The sequence below is a fragment of the Nitrospinaceae bacterium genome, from assembly GCA_018669005.1.
Classification (GTDB): Bacteria; UBA8248; UBA8248; order UBA8248; family UBA8248; genus UBA8248.
In genome coordinates, this window is record JABJAL010000112.1 from 36,556 (window position 1) to 52,214 (window position 15,659).

A 15,659-nucleotide genomic window follows, 5' to 3' on the forward strand; every position below is an offset into this window, starting at 1 on the left:
CGCCAAATTATTTTAAGAAAAGGTCAAATTATTAATCGCTGGTTTTACGTCTCCTCGTTAGGCTACCACCTCACCGAATGGTTATTCATTTCTTGACTGACCTCTCCATCGTATTTTTCTTGCCGTTCTAATGTGAAAATTGACTTTTGAATGCCGCGAGGATTTGTGTCGGTACACGTGAGGTGAGTGGTGTAATTGCTCATTTGCGGTTTCGTAGCGTCAGGGATCAAACTATAATAAGGATATTCTTTTCCATTTAATTAAATGGGTTGGATCGATTGTCACCAACCAAGGAGAAGGTGTGCTCGAACTCCAGCCGAGCGATGAGTCAATGGGATTTGTTGCAGATTGAGGCGAGATTTTAATATTGGAAAGGTCTCACTCCCTGCCGCATCAAGCGCACTTGGAATCGTTTAAATGGTAAGCTGATATATATATCCGCAATCTGGTTTTTTCTCAAAGGAGATTCTAAATGGCCGTCAATGCAAAGCGTAAAAGAGAGTGGTTCACCGCGTTTCCCAAAGACTACCGCTGGTCGTTTATCACTTCGATCAGCCTTCAGCGTGTGTCGGGTGGGGCTGCCAACACTTCAGAGATTTTCGAAATTTGCCGACGCCTCAAGGGAAAAGATGGCGACGATAAAGCCTGGGTGCGCGAATGGACGCGGATGGGCGACCGCCTTCGGGAGATGGGCCAAGCTGCCCAGCGAAAGAAAAATCTCTATAGCGCGGCCGATTTCTATAATCGGGCCTGTAATTACTATCAGGCGGCGGATCGCTTCATGTTTCCCAAAAACGCAAAATCAAAAGCGCTCTATCGGAAGTCTATCGATTGTTTTCACCGCTACGTCACACTGACCGATAGCCCGCGCACAGAAATCGTTGAAATTCCCTTCGAGGGCAAAAAGAAGCTGCCCGCCTACTTCGTCCATGCCCAGAACACAAAAAAGGCCAAGCCACCTGTCGTCGTTCAGTACACAGGCTTTGACGGAACAAAAGAAGGTGGTTTCTCGATGGCGACGCTTGAGTTGGTTCGGCGCGGGATGAGCGTTGTTGTTCCTGACACTCCGGGGGTGGGCGAGGCTATTCGTTTCAGGGGAATCTACCTCCGGCATGACTACGAAGTCGCCGGGACCGCGATCCTCAATTGGCTGGAGAAGCGAAAGGATGTGAATGCCAAAAAGGCCGCCATCTTCGCCTCAAGCCTCGGCGGTTACTATGCTCCGCGCACGGCTTCGATGGAGAAGCGCTTCAAAGCCTGCATCGCTTGGGGGGCGCAGTGGGACTATCACGAAATCTGGAAGCGGCGCATCGAGGCAGCCTACAAGATTCAGCTTCCCTCCCCGGGGGCGCACTTAGCCTGGAGCTTCAATACTAAAACATCCGAGGAGGCTCTCAAAAAACTCGAAGGGTTCCGTCTCGATGGTGTGGTGCAAAAGATGAAGTGCCCGTTCTTGATTGTCCACGGGGACGACGACCAGCAAATTCCCTTGGTCGATGCGAAAAAGCTTTTAAAGGCGGCGGGCTCAAAAGACAAGACGCTGCGCGTCTACTCTGGTCCCGAAGGCGGGGCGCAACACTGCCATATGGACTACATTCAGCCCGTCATTTCCTATATGGCCGACTGGACTGCCGAGAAGCTCGGGGCCTAGCGCACCCCAAGCGGGTTGGGTTTCTGGCCCGCAGGGATGAGTGGGTCATAGGTGAAGTTGCGGGTCTTCTCCTCGAATTCCGCCCGTACTTCCTTCATTAAGTCCTTGTCGATGATTAGATCTAGGGCCGAGGCGGCCATTGCCTTGGCGGCGGTGATCATGCCCTTCTCGCCGATTTCCATGCCGTATTGCTGGGTGGCGAGCCAGCTGTGGCCTGGTGTCCCCGGTGCGTGACAGGCAGTGTAGAGATTACCTAGAGGTGCCAGCCAACTCACGTTGCCGCGCTCGTTGCTGGGACGGGTGTGCTCGGGGTTGAGGGGAAGAATCTCCTCTGATAGCGGCTCCTCAAAGCCCAGGCTTTTAGCGAAGGCGCGCTCTTCGTCTGTTATGGTTGGCGCGCCGATGGCCTCAAGGTTGAGTTGAACACAGTTCGACATTGCGAGATTAGGCAAGGTTTCATAGACGGCGGTTAGTAGGGTTTCCTTCATCTCGGTTCCAGAGGCCAGTGCTCCCGCCCGGGCGCAATTGCGCACCCGCTCGCTCAATTCGCCGACGATGGTCCGCTTCGGTGCCCGCACGTAGTACCAAACCCGACCATAGGAGGGCACTACGTTCGGGGCGACACCGCCGTCCATGATGACGTAGTGTATTCGTGCCTCCTCGATCATGTGCTCGCGCATCATGTTGACGCCGTAATTCATGATCTCGATGCCGTCGAGGGCGCTCCGACCATTCCAGGGGTCGCGAGCCGAATGGGCGCTCTCGCCAAAGAATTCAAACGCCATTGAATCCATCGCGTTCGTCGAGCCGGCCCGTGTGTAGTTTCCCCAGTGCGGATGCCAAGTGAGTACTGCATCTAGGCCGTCGAAGGCGCCGTCCCGCGCCATGTAGACTTTTCCTTCTAGCGTTTCCTCGGCCGGGCAACCGTATACGACAACCTGGCCTGGTGTGTCAGAGTCACGCAGAGCGCGTGCGATGGCGATGCCCGCATAGGCACAGGCCGTTCCAAAAAGGTTGTGTCCACACCCGTGTCCTTGCGCATCATGGGTGGGGCCGCAATGGGGTAGTGCGTCGTACTCGCCGAGGATGCCGATGACAGGTCCGCCTTTGCCCGACCGTGCGATGAAAGCAGTGGGCAGATCGCCCACCCCTCGCTGGACCGTGAAGCCATTTTGCTCAAGCAGGTCTTCCAAGAGCTCTGCGGACTGAAATTCCTCAAGTGCCACCTCGGCGAACTTCCATATCTCGCGGGAAATCTCCCGTGCCTCGCCGCTTTGCGAATCAATGTAGTTGAGTGCTTTTTGTTTGATCTCGTCCATGGGACTTCCTCTAGTAGAGACAGGAGTTGTGGTTACACTGATGCCGGATCGATCCAGTTGAGTTCAAGTAGGTTTCCGTCCGGGTCTTTGAAAAAGACGAGCTTTCGTTCGGGAACACGCGAAGTAATTTCGCACTCAAGTTTTACGCCCTTGGCCTTGAGGTGGTCCACAGCTGCTTCCATGTCTTTTACCCAGAACGTTAGATAGCGAAAGCCCGCCAGTTTGTCGGCAAGAGGATCCGCTGCGGGTGGTGCCTCGTTCCACTCAAGAAGCTTGATGAGGATATCGCCGAACTTAAGGGCGTGGAGCTTACATGAGCCTGTACCGAAACCTACGCTAGAAATAAAATCGCCTGGGATATCGACGATTGCCACCTCTTCAAGGCCCAGAACATCAATATAAAAATTGCGCATGGCTTTGATGTCTCGTGTTGTAAGACCGATATCGACATTGCCCTTAGTTGTTTCAAACATGGCGCTTCTCCCCTCGTGAATATGAAATTAAATAGCCGAATTAAAGCCGTGGCTGAATTGTAAATGGGAAGAGAGGGGCACGCCACCACCGGAGGATGTGGATGCCGAAATTGGTTTTTGTAGCGCCCGCGTACTTCCTCTAGCCGTTTGTCACCAGGAAATAGAGAATTAGCAGGAAAAGTCCCAACATGGCCGCTCCGTCGAAATTCGAGAGCGTATGGCCGTCCTGCATTAATTCGAAGAGCACAAAAAACACTGGAAAGAGCTGGACCATAAGGAAAATCAAAGTGCTATCGATGGGAATTCCGATGAAACCTGCGGGAGCTAGTCCGAAAATTTGCACAACGGAGATGAGGAGTAGGGTAAACGGGAAAACCAGAAAATTTACCTGTGTAATTCCACCGAAGGCGTTAGAGAGGGCTATTTCATATTCTTTTTTGTGGTGGCTTTCGATAATGATGAAAATTTCGGCGATGCCTGCGAAAAAGGCCAGAACGAGGGAGGCGCGTACCGGCGAGAGGTGCACCTTGTGAAGCATGATTTCCGCAAATGTTGAAACCATGTGGCCCCCGACAAAGGCTGCCAGGGTGCCGGTGGCGAACAGAAGGGTCATTCGGCCGGAGGGTTCATTAAAGCGCTCCTCAGGACGATGAGTTTCCGGAACTTCATTTTCGCTGTAATGAGAGATTAGTGAGCCGAGATAGTGAGTGAAAATAAAGAGCATGACGAGGCCGATAATCGCAGATTCAGTGCTTGTCAAAACTTCTTTGGGCGGGGTGGCTAAGCGGCCGGTTATGAAAACGAGTCCGATGATGAGCGACACCGTACTGCCAACGATGAGAATTTCACGCCCTATTTTATATATGGGGGCGGGTAGCGCATATTCGCCTTCGTTTGTCGTTTTGGGTAGGAAAAAAGAGTAAATCGAAAAAATAACTGCGTTGTTGTAAATTGTCACGATGGCGATGAGCAAAGCGGCTATCGGATCAACAGATACGATAAAGGCGATGACAACGAATTCGGGCAAAGTCGAAATAATCTCGCCTATCGTTCCGCCTACGAAATGATTCCAGTTCTTTTTGGACGAAAGAATTTCCGAACCGTGGATAAGCGATTCGCTCGCAGCGTTGATCCAGGCGATGCCGCCGATGAGGGATAAGAGTCCGAATGACCAAGGGTTGGCCTGTGTGATGTGGGAAGGGATAAGTAAAGTGACCACCAATACTATGGCACCAAGGATGAGTGACCAAATCCAGAACGGAATGCTTTTCATGATGGTCACCCTTTTTGAGCAAATAACAATAAAATACGGTGAGAAGTTATTATCGCATGCTTTTTCATTATGCCCGACCAGGACCTGTTTGAGTGAATTAATTATTTGTCGGGCCACCCAGAATTTAATCAATCCCAGGGCATTTTCAGTATTTCGCCTCCTCGTGATAAAAACAGATATCGGTATCATTGTTTGAGTAGGTAGAAGGACCCGAGACATTGCTCCGGTTTTTTCCCCGTTTAATGGTGCATTGCTTAAGGTGTGGAAATTCGATGACCAAGAAACTTGGATATTGTCTTTTGTCGTTCGTGGATATGCCGATTGGGGAGATGGGGGAGATTGCGCATGAAGCCGAGGAACTGGGCTATGATCGCGCCTACACGACTGAATCGTTGACAGATTCACTGGCCATTCACATGGTGATGGCCATGAAAACGAGCAGAATCATTGTTGGAAGTTTCATCGCCATCATCTATCACCGGCATCCGCACATCGTCGCCCAGGGTGCAGTTGCCATCAGCGAAATGTCGGGCGGGCGCTATATTTTGGGTCTGGGGCTTGGCCATCCCCCGCGTGTTAAAGGGATGGGCATGAAGATGGGCAAGCCCTCAGAGGATATACGTAATTATGTGAATGAAGTGCGCGCCCTGCTCAACGGAGAACGCGTTTATGATATTCCTACTCAGACTTACCAAGGAGAGGAGCTTCGGTTTAGGCTTCCTGAAAATCCTTTGCCGATTTACACGGCGGCGGTGGGCGAGAAAATGACCCAGTTGGGAGGGGAGCTATCAGACGGGTTGATGCTTTACATGGTGCCGCATTCGCGGTTGAAAAGGCTTATTGAAGCACGGGACAACGGTGCCAAACGGGCGGGGCGCGAGCCCTCTGAGGTAGAGGTTAACCTGGGTGTTCACACTTTTCTCTCAAACGACTTGGAAGTCGCTCGCGACAAGGCCCGAGAGACCCTGACTTACTGGCTGGCGCTTCCGGCCTATAATGCCTCTATCCGTGAGAGTGGTTACGAAAAGGAGGCTGACGAGTTGAGGGATGCCTTCGCCCGGGGTGATCAAAAGGCCCTTCGCAACGGGATCACGGATGCTATTATCGATGAGTTTTGTTTGGTCGGTCCGCCTGAGCGTTGTGGTGAAAGGTTGGATGCGTTTCGGGAGAGTGGCGTGGATGTGCCAATCATGATGATAGATCCGGCCGTGCCGGGAGAGGATTATCCAGCGGCGATGCGGCGTACACTGAAAGGTCTTGCGCCGTTCAATTAATTTTTTAGAAATCTTAGGAGGTCTATATCATGAAATTCGGCTTAGCTATTTTTCCAACGGCGGACACTTTGCCGCCTGCCAATCTGGGCCAGGAGGCCGAACAGCGTGGTTTTGAGTCTTTGCTTTTTCCCGAGCACACCCATATTCCCTCCGAGCGTAAAACGCCGTGGCCTGGTGGTTCCGATCTTCCCTACGAGTATCCCCGAAATCTTGACCCGTTCGTTGCCATGGCTGCTGCGGCAACGGCAACGGAAAAACTTAAGGTGGGAACCGGCATATGCCTGGCGATACAGCGTGACCCGATTATTATGGCAAAGGAGCTGGCTAGTGTGGATTATATTTCCGGGGGGCGTACTCTGTTCGGGATCGGGGGAGGTTGGAATGTAGAGGAAATGGCCAACCATGGCACCGAGTATGGTAGTCGCTGGAAAGTGCTCCGCGAGCGTGTCGAGGCGATGAAGGAAATTTGGACCAAGGATGAGGCCAGCTACCATGGTGAGCATGTTAACTTCGATTCAATTTGGTGCTGGCCCAAGCCGGTGCAAAAGCCTCACCCCCCGGTTCTCGTAGGTGGTCATGGCGAGCGTACGCATCAGCGGGTGGTTCGGTATGGGGACGAATGGATGCCTCTTCGTCGGGGGGATACTTCCTATGCGGACGAAATAAAAAAGCTGAACGAGCTTGCCGCCAAAGCGGGTCGCGATCCGATTCCAGCGACCATGTTTTTTGCTCCCACGGATGAGGCTGAGCTGGAGAAATATCGTGAGGAGGGTTTTCACCGATTTATTTTCTACCTTGAGCCCAAGGGCGCCGATGAATTGCTTCCCAAGTTGGATGACCTGGCTGATTTGATTCGAAAATTTAACTAGCGAACTACTTAGAAAGGGCGGAATCCGAAAGATGAATGCAGAGGCCAAAGGCGGGGGTGCACTCGACGGATTACGCGTTATAGAGGTCTGTCAAAATTTGGCGGGCCCTTATTGTTGTACAGTCTTGGCAGATATGGGGGCTGAAGTCATTAAGGTGGAGCCGCCCGGTGGAGATCACTCTCGTGGCATTGGTCGGCACTTCGCGGGCGATGAAAGCTACGCTTTTATGACGCTCAATCGAAGCAAGCGGAGTGTAGTGCTCGATCTTAAAAAGGAAGGTGCCAAGGACGTTCTTGAGGAGCTTGTGAGGGAAGCGGATATTCTGGTTGAGAATGTGCGGCCCGGCGCGATGGAGCGGATGGGGCTTGGCTATGAGGATTTGAAGAAAGTAAAGCCTGAAATTATTTATGCCTCCATCTCGGGTTTTGGGCGCACGGGGCCTTATGCCGAACATGGTGGCTACGATCTTATCTCGCAAGGGTTCTCTAGTTTGATGAGTTTCACTGGCGAGCCGGGTCGCGATCCGGTGAAGATTCCGGTTCCCCTCTGTGATTTGAACGGCGGGATGTATACGGTGATTGCCATTCTCGCAGCCTTGCATCATCGCGACCGCACCGGGGAGGGGCAGTGGATCGACACCTCTCTCACCGACGCTGGTCTGGGCTATTCTGTCTGGCAGGCATCTCAGTTCTTCCCCTCAGGAGAGGTGCCTGTGCCGAAGGGGACGAAGCATGAGATATCGGCACCCTATCAGGCTTTTCGGTGTGCGGATGGCTACGTCATTATTGGTGGGACGAGCCAACTCAATTGGGAGCGTATGTGCCAAGCGATTGGCTGCGAGGATCTCCTTGAGCGGGAAGAGTACGCCACCCCGCGGAATAGAGGGAAAAACGAGGATGTCCTTGCCCGTGAGCTTGAGGAGGCTTTGATGAAGGGGGGGCGCGATGAGTGGATCGAGCGCCTTCAGGCGGTCAATGTTCCCTGTGGGCCAATACACAACATGACAGAGACGTTTGATCATCCTCAGATTCAGGCGCGCGAGATGGCCGTCGAGGTGGAGCATCCAGTGGCAGGGCCCATGCGGGTGATTGCGATTCCACCGAAGATGTCCAGAACACCTCCGAAAGTTAGCCGCCCTGCGCCTCTCCTCGGTCAGCACACCGACGAGGTGTTGCGTGAGATTGGAAAATCCGAGGACGATATCAAACGGCTCCGTGAGGAGGGCAGTGCCGCCTGAACAGAATATTAGAAAGGTTAGAAGCCCGTATCGCGATACTGTGTGTTTGATAAAATAAATGAGCTAAGCAAAAAAATGCCCCCCGACTGATGCCGGAGGGCATTTTTGATGAAAAGGTTGGCTACATTTTCTTTTTCTTGGCACGGTAGACTTTATGGCAGCCGCCACAGTTCTTGCCGACATTTTTAATAGCCTTGCCAATTCTCGCCTTGTTCCCACTCTTGGAGTGGACCTGCGCAAGAACGGCTGCGCTTACGGCGAGAAACTCAGCTTTTTGCTTAAAATCACCCATGTTCTTCCAGATGTTTCCCTTGGCGCGAGTAATGCCGTCCATGGTTTTTTTCTTATAGGTCTTGCTAATTTTTCCAGCCAATTTATAAATTTTGCCGGCTGCTTTGCCCACTGCCTTGTTGTCGCCTGCTTTCGCAGCGGCTTTCATGGCTTTCATGTTTTTGCCGAGTCCACGCATTACGGCTTTGCGGGCTGTTATCTCTGGGCTTTGAAGCACCTCTACAAGAGTAGGGTTAACCTGGGTGCAGCCAGCGACAATTACTCCGCCAAGAAGAAGAATGGCGCCGCTTTTCAGGATGTTCGAATACCGCATGGCTTATTAGCTCCTTTAAACGAGAAATGAAAAATCAGGTAAATGTGACTCAGTCAAGTTTCGTCAACAGTCTTAATTACCTAAAAACCGCACCAGCTAGAATTTGAAGTAATTATAGCACAGAATTAATTGTAGTTATCCACGCAAAATTAAAGAAATTTTAGTCTAATAAAGTTCCTCTCGGTAGATTCTTTCGGTGAGAGCGTCTTCTTCCTCTAAATTCTTGCCCGGTACCTGATCCACGACAATCTTGCCCAGAGTAGGAAACGCGCTCCGATCAATTTTTGTTTCCTCATCCCAGAGTTTTGATCGGATGATTGATTTCCCGCAGTGAAAAAAAATTTCTTTCACCGTGATGAGTAGTCCCGCTTCGGGGGGCTTGCCATTTACCGACAATGGCGCTAGCAGCGCCTCGTCTGTTGTAATGTGCGCCTCGCCGTTTACTCGAAGTGTTTCCTCGACACCAGGGACGAAGAATATTATCCCCACTCCAGGGTTGTCGAGTATATTCATCATCGAATCCACCCGCCGGTTTCCCCGCCGGTCAGGGATGAGAAGGGTATTATCGTCTACCACCTTCACGAAACCCGCCGGGTCGCCTTTGGGAGATGCGTCCGCGCCATCTGGACTGTAGGTGGCTATTACCAGAAAAGGCGAAAGTGAGATGAAGTGGCGACAATGATTATCGAGATGGTCGAGCTGGCGCTGCACCGTCCTCGGAACAGGTTCTCCGAAAAAATCTCTAAGATCTTCTTTCGTTCGAATTTGATCGTCTGGCATATGCTGTGTCTCCCGGTGGTGTGCCTTGGCGGCTTAAAAGTCGCCGGGGCCTATTTTTTTATTCTCTGCCGCCATGGTCCGAATCCCGTGGGTCGGCCGCCGTATGAACCACGGGCGGCATGGGCCGCTCATCGACGTGAAGGCGGAAGACATCGGGCCGGGCGTAATGGCCCACCACGTCGAAAGCGAACTTGGCGCGTGTAATCTCGCCGAGGTCGATCTCTGCCGTGAGAATGGCCGGGCCATCGAAGTGGGGTCCGGCGAGAACTTCGCCGTGCGGGGAGATGATGCAGGCGCCCCCGCTCATCAGGACGGTTTCGGGCGCGTTTCCCTGGATGGCGTCGTAATCCTCGGGGCAGTCGCCCCGCGTGAGATACTGGCAGGTGGACAGGACGTAGCAGCCGCCCTCCCGCGCGATGTGCTGCATGGTGGGCAGCCAGGTGTCCCGGCTGTCCGCCGTCGGGGCCAGGTAGATCTGGACGCCTTTCGAGTACATGGCCGTCCGAAGAAGGGGCATGTAGTTCTCCCAGCAGATGACCGCCCCGATCCGGCCCAGCGGGGTGTCCGTCACCGTGAGCGTCGAGCCGTCGCCGTATCCCCAGATCAGGCGCTCCATCGCGGTCGGCATCAGCTTGCGGTGCCTGGAAAGGAGTTCGCCGTCCGGCCCCCAGAGACCCACTGTGCAATAAAGCGTTTCCCCGCCGCGCTCGATGACGCCCACCGCGAGATGGACGTTGTTCTCCCGCGCGGCGGTGCCGATGGCGGCGCTGCCGGGTCCATCCAGATCGAGCGCGCTATCGTAATAACGGCGGAACTCGTCCATCCCCTCGGGGGATCGCCCTCCCACCCGGGTCCCAAAGTCCAGCCCCTTGGGATAGCCCGAGACGAACGCCTCGGGAAACAAAACGAGCTTGGCGCCCCCTCCCGCCGCCTCGGCGGTGAGGCGCACAAGTTTCTCGATGGTTTTTTCCCTGTCGAAAACAACGGAACAATCCTGAACAACCGCTGCGGTGAATTTTTCCGGCATGACTCCCCCCCTCATCGTGTCCGGAATGAATGAAGCCTCCCGCCTATCGAAGCGAGGATTGGTGGATAGAAGGGATCTTAGCATATTCGGGCGTCCCTAAACCCCGGCGGCGTGTCTCAATCCAGCCGAATTTCATTTCCGCGCGAAAGCGGGGTAAGATGAGGCCACCGGAAATTATCCGAAATGCAGCAGACAAACGCATAGAGGTGTGATGTGACAATAGAAGGTCAGGGTGTCATTTCGCGGCGCGCGGGCGAGCCCGCGCTTTTGGAGGACATCATTCTAGATGCGCCCGGGTCGGGCGAGGTGTTGGTGAAGATTCAGGCGAGCGGGGTTTGCCACACTGATCTGCACTACAAGCTTGGAAAAATTGGCGATGAGTTCCCCTATCTTTTGGGCCACGAGGGGGCGGGTGTTATCGAGCAGGTGGGCGAGGGCGTCACTACATTAAAGAAGGGCGATTATGTTGTCCTTGCCTGGCGTGCCCCTTGTGGGCACTGCCGCTTCTGTGCAATCGGCCAGCCTCATCTTTGCGCCGCGAGTCTTAATGCCGAGCCTCGGATGCGCGCGAAAAAAGACGGTCTCGTTTTGAGCCCCTCTCTCGGCATCGGCACTTTTTGCACCCACACTGTTGTTTCGGCTAAGCAGGCCATACCCATGCCCTCAGAGTGTCCGCCCGAGCAGGCCAGTCTTATCGGTTGCGGCGTAATGACCGGGGTGGGCGCCGCGCTCTACACCGCAGGCGTCACGCGGGGAAGCTCGGTCGCCGTTTTTGGCTGCGGCGGTGTTGGCTGTAGTGTCATCCAGGGTGCCAAACTTGCCCGCGCCGAGCAGATAATTGCGGTCGATATCGCCGAGAACAAGCTTGAGTGGGCCCGCGAGTTCGGCGCAACTGACACCGTCAACGCGAAAAACGGCGACCCCGTCGAGCAAATTAAAGAGCTGACCGGCGGCAATGGGGTGAACTTTGTTTTCGAGGCCGTGGGAGCGCCCGAAACGCTCCTTCAGGCGCTCTGGTCGCGCGACCTTGCCGGGACCGCCGTTTTGATTGGCGTGCCAGACCCCCAGATGGTGATGGAGCTTCCAATTCAGCAATTTTTCGGACTTGGGGGCGCGCTCAAGGTGAGCTGGTACGGGGACTGCCTCCCCTCGCGGGACTTTCCGCTGCTCGCGAACTGGTACAAATCAGGCGAGCTTGATCTCGACCGCATGGTCACCCGCACCATCGGACTGGGCGACACCGAGGCGGCTTTTGAGGCCATGGAAAGAGGCGAGACCTTGAGGTCGGTGATCAGCCTGTAGGGGGTGGGCTGCCTGCACAAAAAAATTGCTTCGCCGGATATCGTTAAGCAGGGCAGTAAATTTCTAGGGGAAATCCAATGCCCGAATTCATCTATTACGTCGCGGCTAGTCTTGATGGTTATATCGCAACGCCTGAGGGTGATGTTAATTGGCTCTCCCCTTTTGAGTCCTCCGACCAAGACTATGGTTACTCAAAGTTCTACGAATCGGTCGAAGCAACTGTTATGGGTAGCAGGACCTATGAGCAGATTCTTTCATTCGGTGAGTGGCCGTATCCGGAAAAATCCTGTTGTGTGTTTTCTCAGCGACATCTCAAAACAAAGCAACCCGAAGTTACCCTGACCAACAAAAGTCCTAAAGAAGTCGTGCCTGAGTTGGAGGGACGCAATCTACGCCGAATTTGGCTTGTTGGAGGAGCGAAACTTGCTACCGCCTTCCGCAAAGAAGGTTTGATAACTGAATATATAATTTCAGTCATGCCGGTGATACTTGGTGCTGGTATTCCCTTATTCGAACCGCACAGCATGCCAGAGAATCTAAGATTAGTTGGAACGGAGTCATATTCAGATGGTGTGATTCAACTTAGGTATTTGCGAATCCAATAATATCTAGCAAGGAAATAAATCGCTCAGACCATTGCCACCTGCGCGATGAGCATGCCGCAGACGGCGGGGAGGTTGGGCTGGGTCTCGGCGGCTTCAAGGCAGTTGAGAGCTTCTGAAACGCGGTTGGGGTCGAGGGAGCGGGTGGCCTCGGCGGCCTCGGGCGGAAGGTCTTTGAAGGTGAGATTCGTGTACCATTCAAGGATCTTTTCGGACACGTCCATATGTAAGCCTTTGTAGTGCAATGGTTTACGTAGTGACTGGCTCGGCGGTCGGCGCTGCCACACCGATCATGCAGTCTCTTGTGACGGTGGCGGCAAGCTCTTCCTCGCTCATCCCCTCGGTGCCCTCAGGCCGCCGAGGGAGCACCATGTAGCGCATGTCGGCGGTCGAGTCGTGCACCCGGATCGTCGTACTCTCGGGAAGCTCTAGCCCAAATTCTTTCAACACCTCTCTTGGCTCGCGTACGACGCGTGTTCGGTAAGCGCGGGATTTGTACCAATCCGGCGGAAGACCGATGAGGTTCCTCGGATAGCATGAGCAGAGCGTGCAGACGATGACGTTATGCACACTCTCGGTGTTCTCGACTGCGACGAGGAAGTAGGTTTGCCCCATGTCGAGGCCGAGTTCCTCGCAGGCGGCAGTTCCGTTTTCTAGAAGCCGCTCTTTATAAGCCGGGTCGGTCCATGCGCGGGCGACGACTTTCGCTCCCCGGGCGGGGGTGCGCTGGTCCATCTTCTCGACCTCGCGGCGTACATCGTCTGCAGTGAACACGCCTTTTTCAATGAGAAGCTCACGCACAGCCGATTCGAGTATTTGGTAGTGAGTCAGAGGTCCATCCTGGTTGGGCGGATGGGCGTGGTCATGATGTGTATCGTTCATAGTCATGCCTCCAAATCTCCGGCTGGCTCCAGCCAGTGCTCATAAATTTCGATATCCACCGTATCGCCGTCAGGGCCCGCGTAATCAGGCCAGATGCGATGCTGGTTAAAGCGCACGCGGTAGAGTGTTCTTAGCGGCAAGCCGCTCCGTGCATATGCAAGTTCTTCGGGGTTGGCGAAGTCCCCGCAAATTCGTTCGATGACGCCAGTTTTCCCTTTGATGTAGTGGGGGGTTCGGACATGGCCGATGGAGGGCGCTCGTCTTACATAAACCGCCTCGCCCGGCTGGTATTTTGCCGCCATCCTCAGTCCCCTTTCAAGCGTACTTCGATCTCGGCCATTTTGCGGCTCAGCTCCTCTGAGGTATAGACGCCCCGCTCCAGCAGGGCGTTCGATATCGAGGTAATCCACCTCTCGTAATAGCTCATTTCCTCGTAGGCCTGCGGGCCAATAGCCTCGATTCCCTTTCGAAGCTCATCGACCTTGACGAGATCGCGCTCTTTGTTCGAGAGGAGCATGAGGAAAGCATCGACGCGTTTTTCCCAAAGGGCGTATTCGTGCTCATTTTGGTCGATGGGGCCGCCGCCCGGCTCGCCGCCCATGTCGTGATGACCATGATGATCGTTCACGCAGATCCCTCCTTGGGGATTTCATATTGTAAAAAAGGATCTTACCCGCGCGTGCCGGACGCAACAAGCCCCTGGAAAGGGACTTGCTGGACTAGCTTGGTGTTCTTGAAATTAGTTGGATTTGGTGAGCAGTGGCTGAAGGTTTCTGCCTGCACGAATAAGGTTCGGGAGCAATCCGCTGGGATTAAGCACCCCTCGCTCCTCATGGCAATTCCGGCAGTTTTCAACCGTCACCGGAAGGTTTCGGTAAAGGGCGCCATGGACCATTCGTGAATGGCAATCATTGCACTGGAGCTTTAGCGCCTCATGGCTCTGGTGGACCGGGAAGGTCGCAACAAGAGGATGGCTAGAGAGAGCAACCTTTTTGTCGTTATCCTTGAAGTCGGCATGGCACTGCAAGCAAATTTCGTTATCAACCGTGGCCTTGATGTAGTCGAATTTTCCCCTGAAATGCGAGATGAGCCGCTTGGCCCCTTGCATCTTGGCTTTTATCTGGCCAACGAAACCGGGATCGGAGTGGCATTGCATGCATTGGACCTGATCGTGGCCCGAGTTTTGCCAAGAGACGTACATCGTCTGCATCTCGTGGCAGGTGCCGCAGGTCTTGGAACTTGAGGTGTAGTAAAACCCGCCCGCACTCAAAGAGAGCAAAAGAACTATCACAGCTGTTAATACAACGCCGAATGTAAGTCTCATAGAAAGCCGCCCATTCGATTCATAGGATGAAAGTTGGGCCGGCGCCCCCAGGTGAGGGCGCCGGCAGCCAGCCTATTTATCGCCGTACCAATTGTTGTTTGATCGTACCTTGTCGAGGGCGGCCTGGAGCTTGGCCGGGTCGTCCCCTTTGTGGGCGTGGCACGCGTTACAACTGTTGGGCTGCTTTTTCTCGCCACCTGCGGCAATAGTCGCCTTGGGCTCCGTTACACGGAAGGTGTGGCTGTGCAGGTCGCCCGACTCTGCCGATTTGACGATGCGAGCCATGTGGCAACCAACGCAGCTTCCGAAGTCGTGGATGCTGTGAGAGAGCGAGGGGTTTTGCTTGAGCTGCTGGTGGCACGACATGCAGAGCGTATTGCCTGGCAGGCGCGTTTGATAGCGCGTGGCCGAACCGGTGGAGTGAACGGTGTGGCAACTGATGCAGGTCACGCCCTCTTTCGCGTGGCGGCTTTGCTTCCAGTCGAGGTATTGCTGATGGTGGCTTTTTGAATCGCCGCTGGGCCAGAAGCGTTTCTTGTCTTTTCCGGGTTTAACCTCATTGTAGTAGGCAAAGAGCGTTTTGCCCGGTTTGTAGCCCATTGGATAGCCGTGTTTTTTTGTCTTGTCCTTGCCGCGCGTGTGGCACGAGCCGCAAACCTGAACGGCGGCGCCCACGGGCAGGTTGGACGGGTTGACGATGTGCTGGGCGAATTCACCGGGTTTGGCATCTACGTGCTTGTCGCCGGGGCCGTGGCAGGCCTCGCAGCCCACGCCGGTTTCCGAGAAGGTTTTCTTCTCGTAGTCGAGCCCGGTGACGTGGCAGCCGCCGCAGTTCTTCAACCAGGGGCGCTCTTTCCAGTTGTTGGGATGGTAGGGAACCCAGCGGCCCGATTCGAGATTGTACTGGGCGGGGAGTATGTATAGCTCATCGTCGATTTTGGTGATGTAGCGCTGCTTCCACTGGTTACCGATGGTGTAGAGCGCCTTTTTTCTCAAAGGGGCGAGCGGGGTCTTTCTCGGTGAAGTCGCCGATAACCACGTC

At 54.2% G+C, this 15,659-nt stretch carries 18 protein-coding genes; 6 read left to right on the forward strand and 12 right to left on the reverse strand.

Translation table 11 applies throughout. The features are described 5' to 3' along the window. The first annotated feature begins 472 nt into the window (after nt 1-472). The gene (locus tag HOJ95_17385; GenBank protein MBT6396469.1) at nt 473-1,651 is read left to right on the forward strand and encodes an alpha/beta hydrolase; all 1,179 of its coding nucleotides are present in this window, start codon (nt 473-475) and stop codon (nt 1,649-1,651) included. Here HOJ95_17385 and HOJ95_17390 read toward each other — a convergent pair. From HOJ95_17390 to HOJ95_17400, 3 genes are all read right to left on the reverse strand, one after another. Continuing rightward, nucleotides 1,648-2,970 carry an amidohydrolase gene (locus HOJ95_17390; protein MBT6396470.1) on the reverse strand — a complete coding sequence of 441 codons (1,323 nt, stop codon included), beginning with the start codon at nt 2,968-2,970 and terminating at the stop codon, nt 1,648-1,650. The two genes, HOJ95_17385 and HOJ95_17390, sit on opposite strands and share 4 nt — an antisense overlap. A gap of 32 nt (nt 2,971-3,002) precedes the next feature. Further along, nucleotides 3,003-3,443 carry a VOC family protein gene (locus HOJ95_17395; protein MBT6396471.1) on the reverse strand — a complete coding sequence of 147 codons (441 nt, stop codon included), beginning with the start codon at nt 3,441-3,443 and terminating at the stop codon, nt 3,003-3,005. 139 nt (nt 3,444-3,582) lie between these two features. Further along, nucleotides 3,583-4,716, reverse strand: a complete 1,134-nt coding sequence (locus tag HOJ95_17400; protein ID MBT6396472.1) for a hypothetical protein — start codon at nt 4,714-4,716, stop codon at nt 3,583-3,585. 272 nt (nt 4,717-4,988) lie between these two features. Between HOJ95_17400 and HOJ95_17405 the strand changes: the two genes are divergently transcribed. From HOJ95_17405 to HOJ95_17415, 3 genes are read left to right on the forward strand one after another with little or no spacing between them, the layout of a single operon-like run. After that, on the forward strand, nt 4,989-5,990 hold the full coding sequence (locus tag HOJ95_17405; GenBank protein ID MBT6396473.1) for an LLM class flavin-dependent oxidoreductase: 1,002 nt from the start codon (nt 4,989-4,991) through the stop codon (nt 5,988-5,990). Nucleotides 5,991-6,019: 29 nt separating this feature from the next. Further along, entirely contained in the window at nt 6,020-6,859 is an 840-nt protein-coding gene (locus tag HOJ95_17410; GenBank protein MBT6396474.1) for an LLM class F420-dependent oxidoreductase, read from the forward strand. 31 nt (nt 6,860-6,890) lie between these two features. After that, nucleotides 6,891-8,096: a CoA transferase gene (locus HOJ95_17415; GenBank protein ID MBT6396475.1), complete on the forward strand. Its 1,206-nt coding sequence runs from the start codon at nt 6,891-6,893 to the stop codon at nt 8,094-8,096. A 121-nt stretch (nt 8,097-8,217) separates the two neighbouring features. Here the strand turns inward: HOJ95_17415 and HOJ95_17420 are convergent, their stop codons facing one another. From HOJ95_17420 to HOJ95_17430, 3 genes are all read right to left on the reverse strand, one after another. Further along, nucleotides 8,218-8,700 carry a cytochrome c gene (locus tag HOJ95_17420; GenBank protein MBT6396476.1) on the reverse strand — a complete coding sequence of 161 codons (483 nt, stop codon included), beginning with the start codon at nt 8,698-8,700 and terminating at the stop codon, nt 8,218-8,220. 165 nt (nt 8,701-8,865) lie between these two features. Further along, nucleotides 8,866-9,480, reverse strand: coding sequence for a pyridoxamine 5'-phosphate oxidase family protein (locus HOJ95_17425; protein ID MBT6396477.1), 615 nt, complete (start codon nt 9,478-9,480; stop codon nt 8,866-8,868). Between the two features lie 58 nt (nt 9,481-9,538). Next, nucleotides 9,539-10,507 carry a carbon-nitrogen hydrolase family protein gene (locus HOJ95_17430; GenBank protein MBT6396478.1) on the reverse strand — a complete coding sequence of 323 codons (969 nt, stop codon included), beginning with the start codon at nt 10,505-10,507 and terminating at the stop codon, nt 9,539-9,541. A 213-nt stretch (nt 10,508-10,720) separates the two neighbouring features. Between HOJ95_17430 and HOJ95_17435 the strand changes: the two genes are divergently transcribed. Next, on the forward strand, nt 10,721-11,809 hold the full coding sequence (locus tag HOJ95_17435; protein ID MBT6396479.1) for an alcohol dehydrogenase catalytic domain-containing protein: 1,089 nt from the start codon (nt 10,721-10,723) through the stop codon (nt 11,807-11,809). Between the two features lie 77 nt (nt 11,810-11,886). Then, complete coding sequence (locus tag HOJ95_17440; GenBank protein ID MBT6396480.1) at nt 11,887-12,414, forward strand: dihydrofolate reductase; 528 nt, start codon at nt 11,887-11,889, stop codon at nt 12,412-12,414. A gap of 23 nt (nt 12,415-12,437) precedes the next feature. Here the strand turns inward: HOJ95_17440 and HOJ95_17445 are convergent, their stop codons facing one another. The 6 genes from HOJ95_17445 to HOJ95_17470 form a co-directional block, all read right to left on the reverse strand. Next, entirely contained in the window at nt 12,438-12,629 is a 192-nt protein-coding gene (locus HOJ95_17445; GenBank protein ID MBT6396481.1) for a hypothetical protein, read from the reverse strand. Between the two features lie 31 nt (nt 12,630-12,660). Then, complete coding sequence (gene nthA / locus HOJ95_17450; protein MBT6396482.1) at nt 12,661-13,299, reverse strand: nitrile hydratase subunit alpha; 639 nt, start codon at nt 13,297-13,299, stop codon at nt 12,661-12,663. Next, a complete protein-coding gene (locus HOJ95_17455; GenBank protein MBT6396483.1) occupies nt 13,296-13,595 on the reverse strand; it encodes a nitrile hydratase subunit beta in 300 nt (99 codons plus the stop codon). Before HOJ95_17455 ends, nthA begins: the two co-directional genes overlap by 4 nt. A 2-nt stretch (nt 13,596-13,597) precedes the next feature. Then, nucleotides 13,598-13,894, reverse strand: coding sequence for a nitrile hydratase subunit beta (locus tag HOJ95_17460; protein MBT6396484.1), 297 nt, complete (start codon nt 13,892-13,894; stop codon nt 13,598-13,600). A 138-nt stretch (nt 13,895-14,032) separates the two neighbouring features. Further along, a complete protein-coding gene (locus tag HOJ95_17465; GenBank protein MBT6396485.1) occupies nt 14,033-14,617 on the reverse strand; it encodes a hypothetical protein in 585 nt (194 codons plus the stop codon). A gap of 72 nt (nt 14,618-14,689) precedes the next feature. Beyond that, nucleotides 14,690-15,659 (reverse strand): hypothetical protein (locus HOJ95_17470; GenBank protein MBT6396486.1); only part of this gene is annotated, 970 nt, incomplete at its 5' end.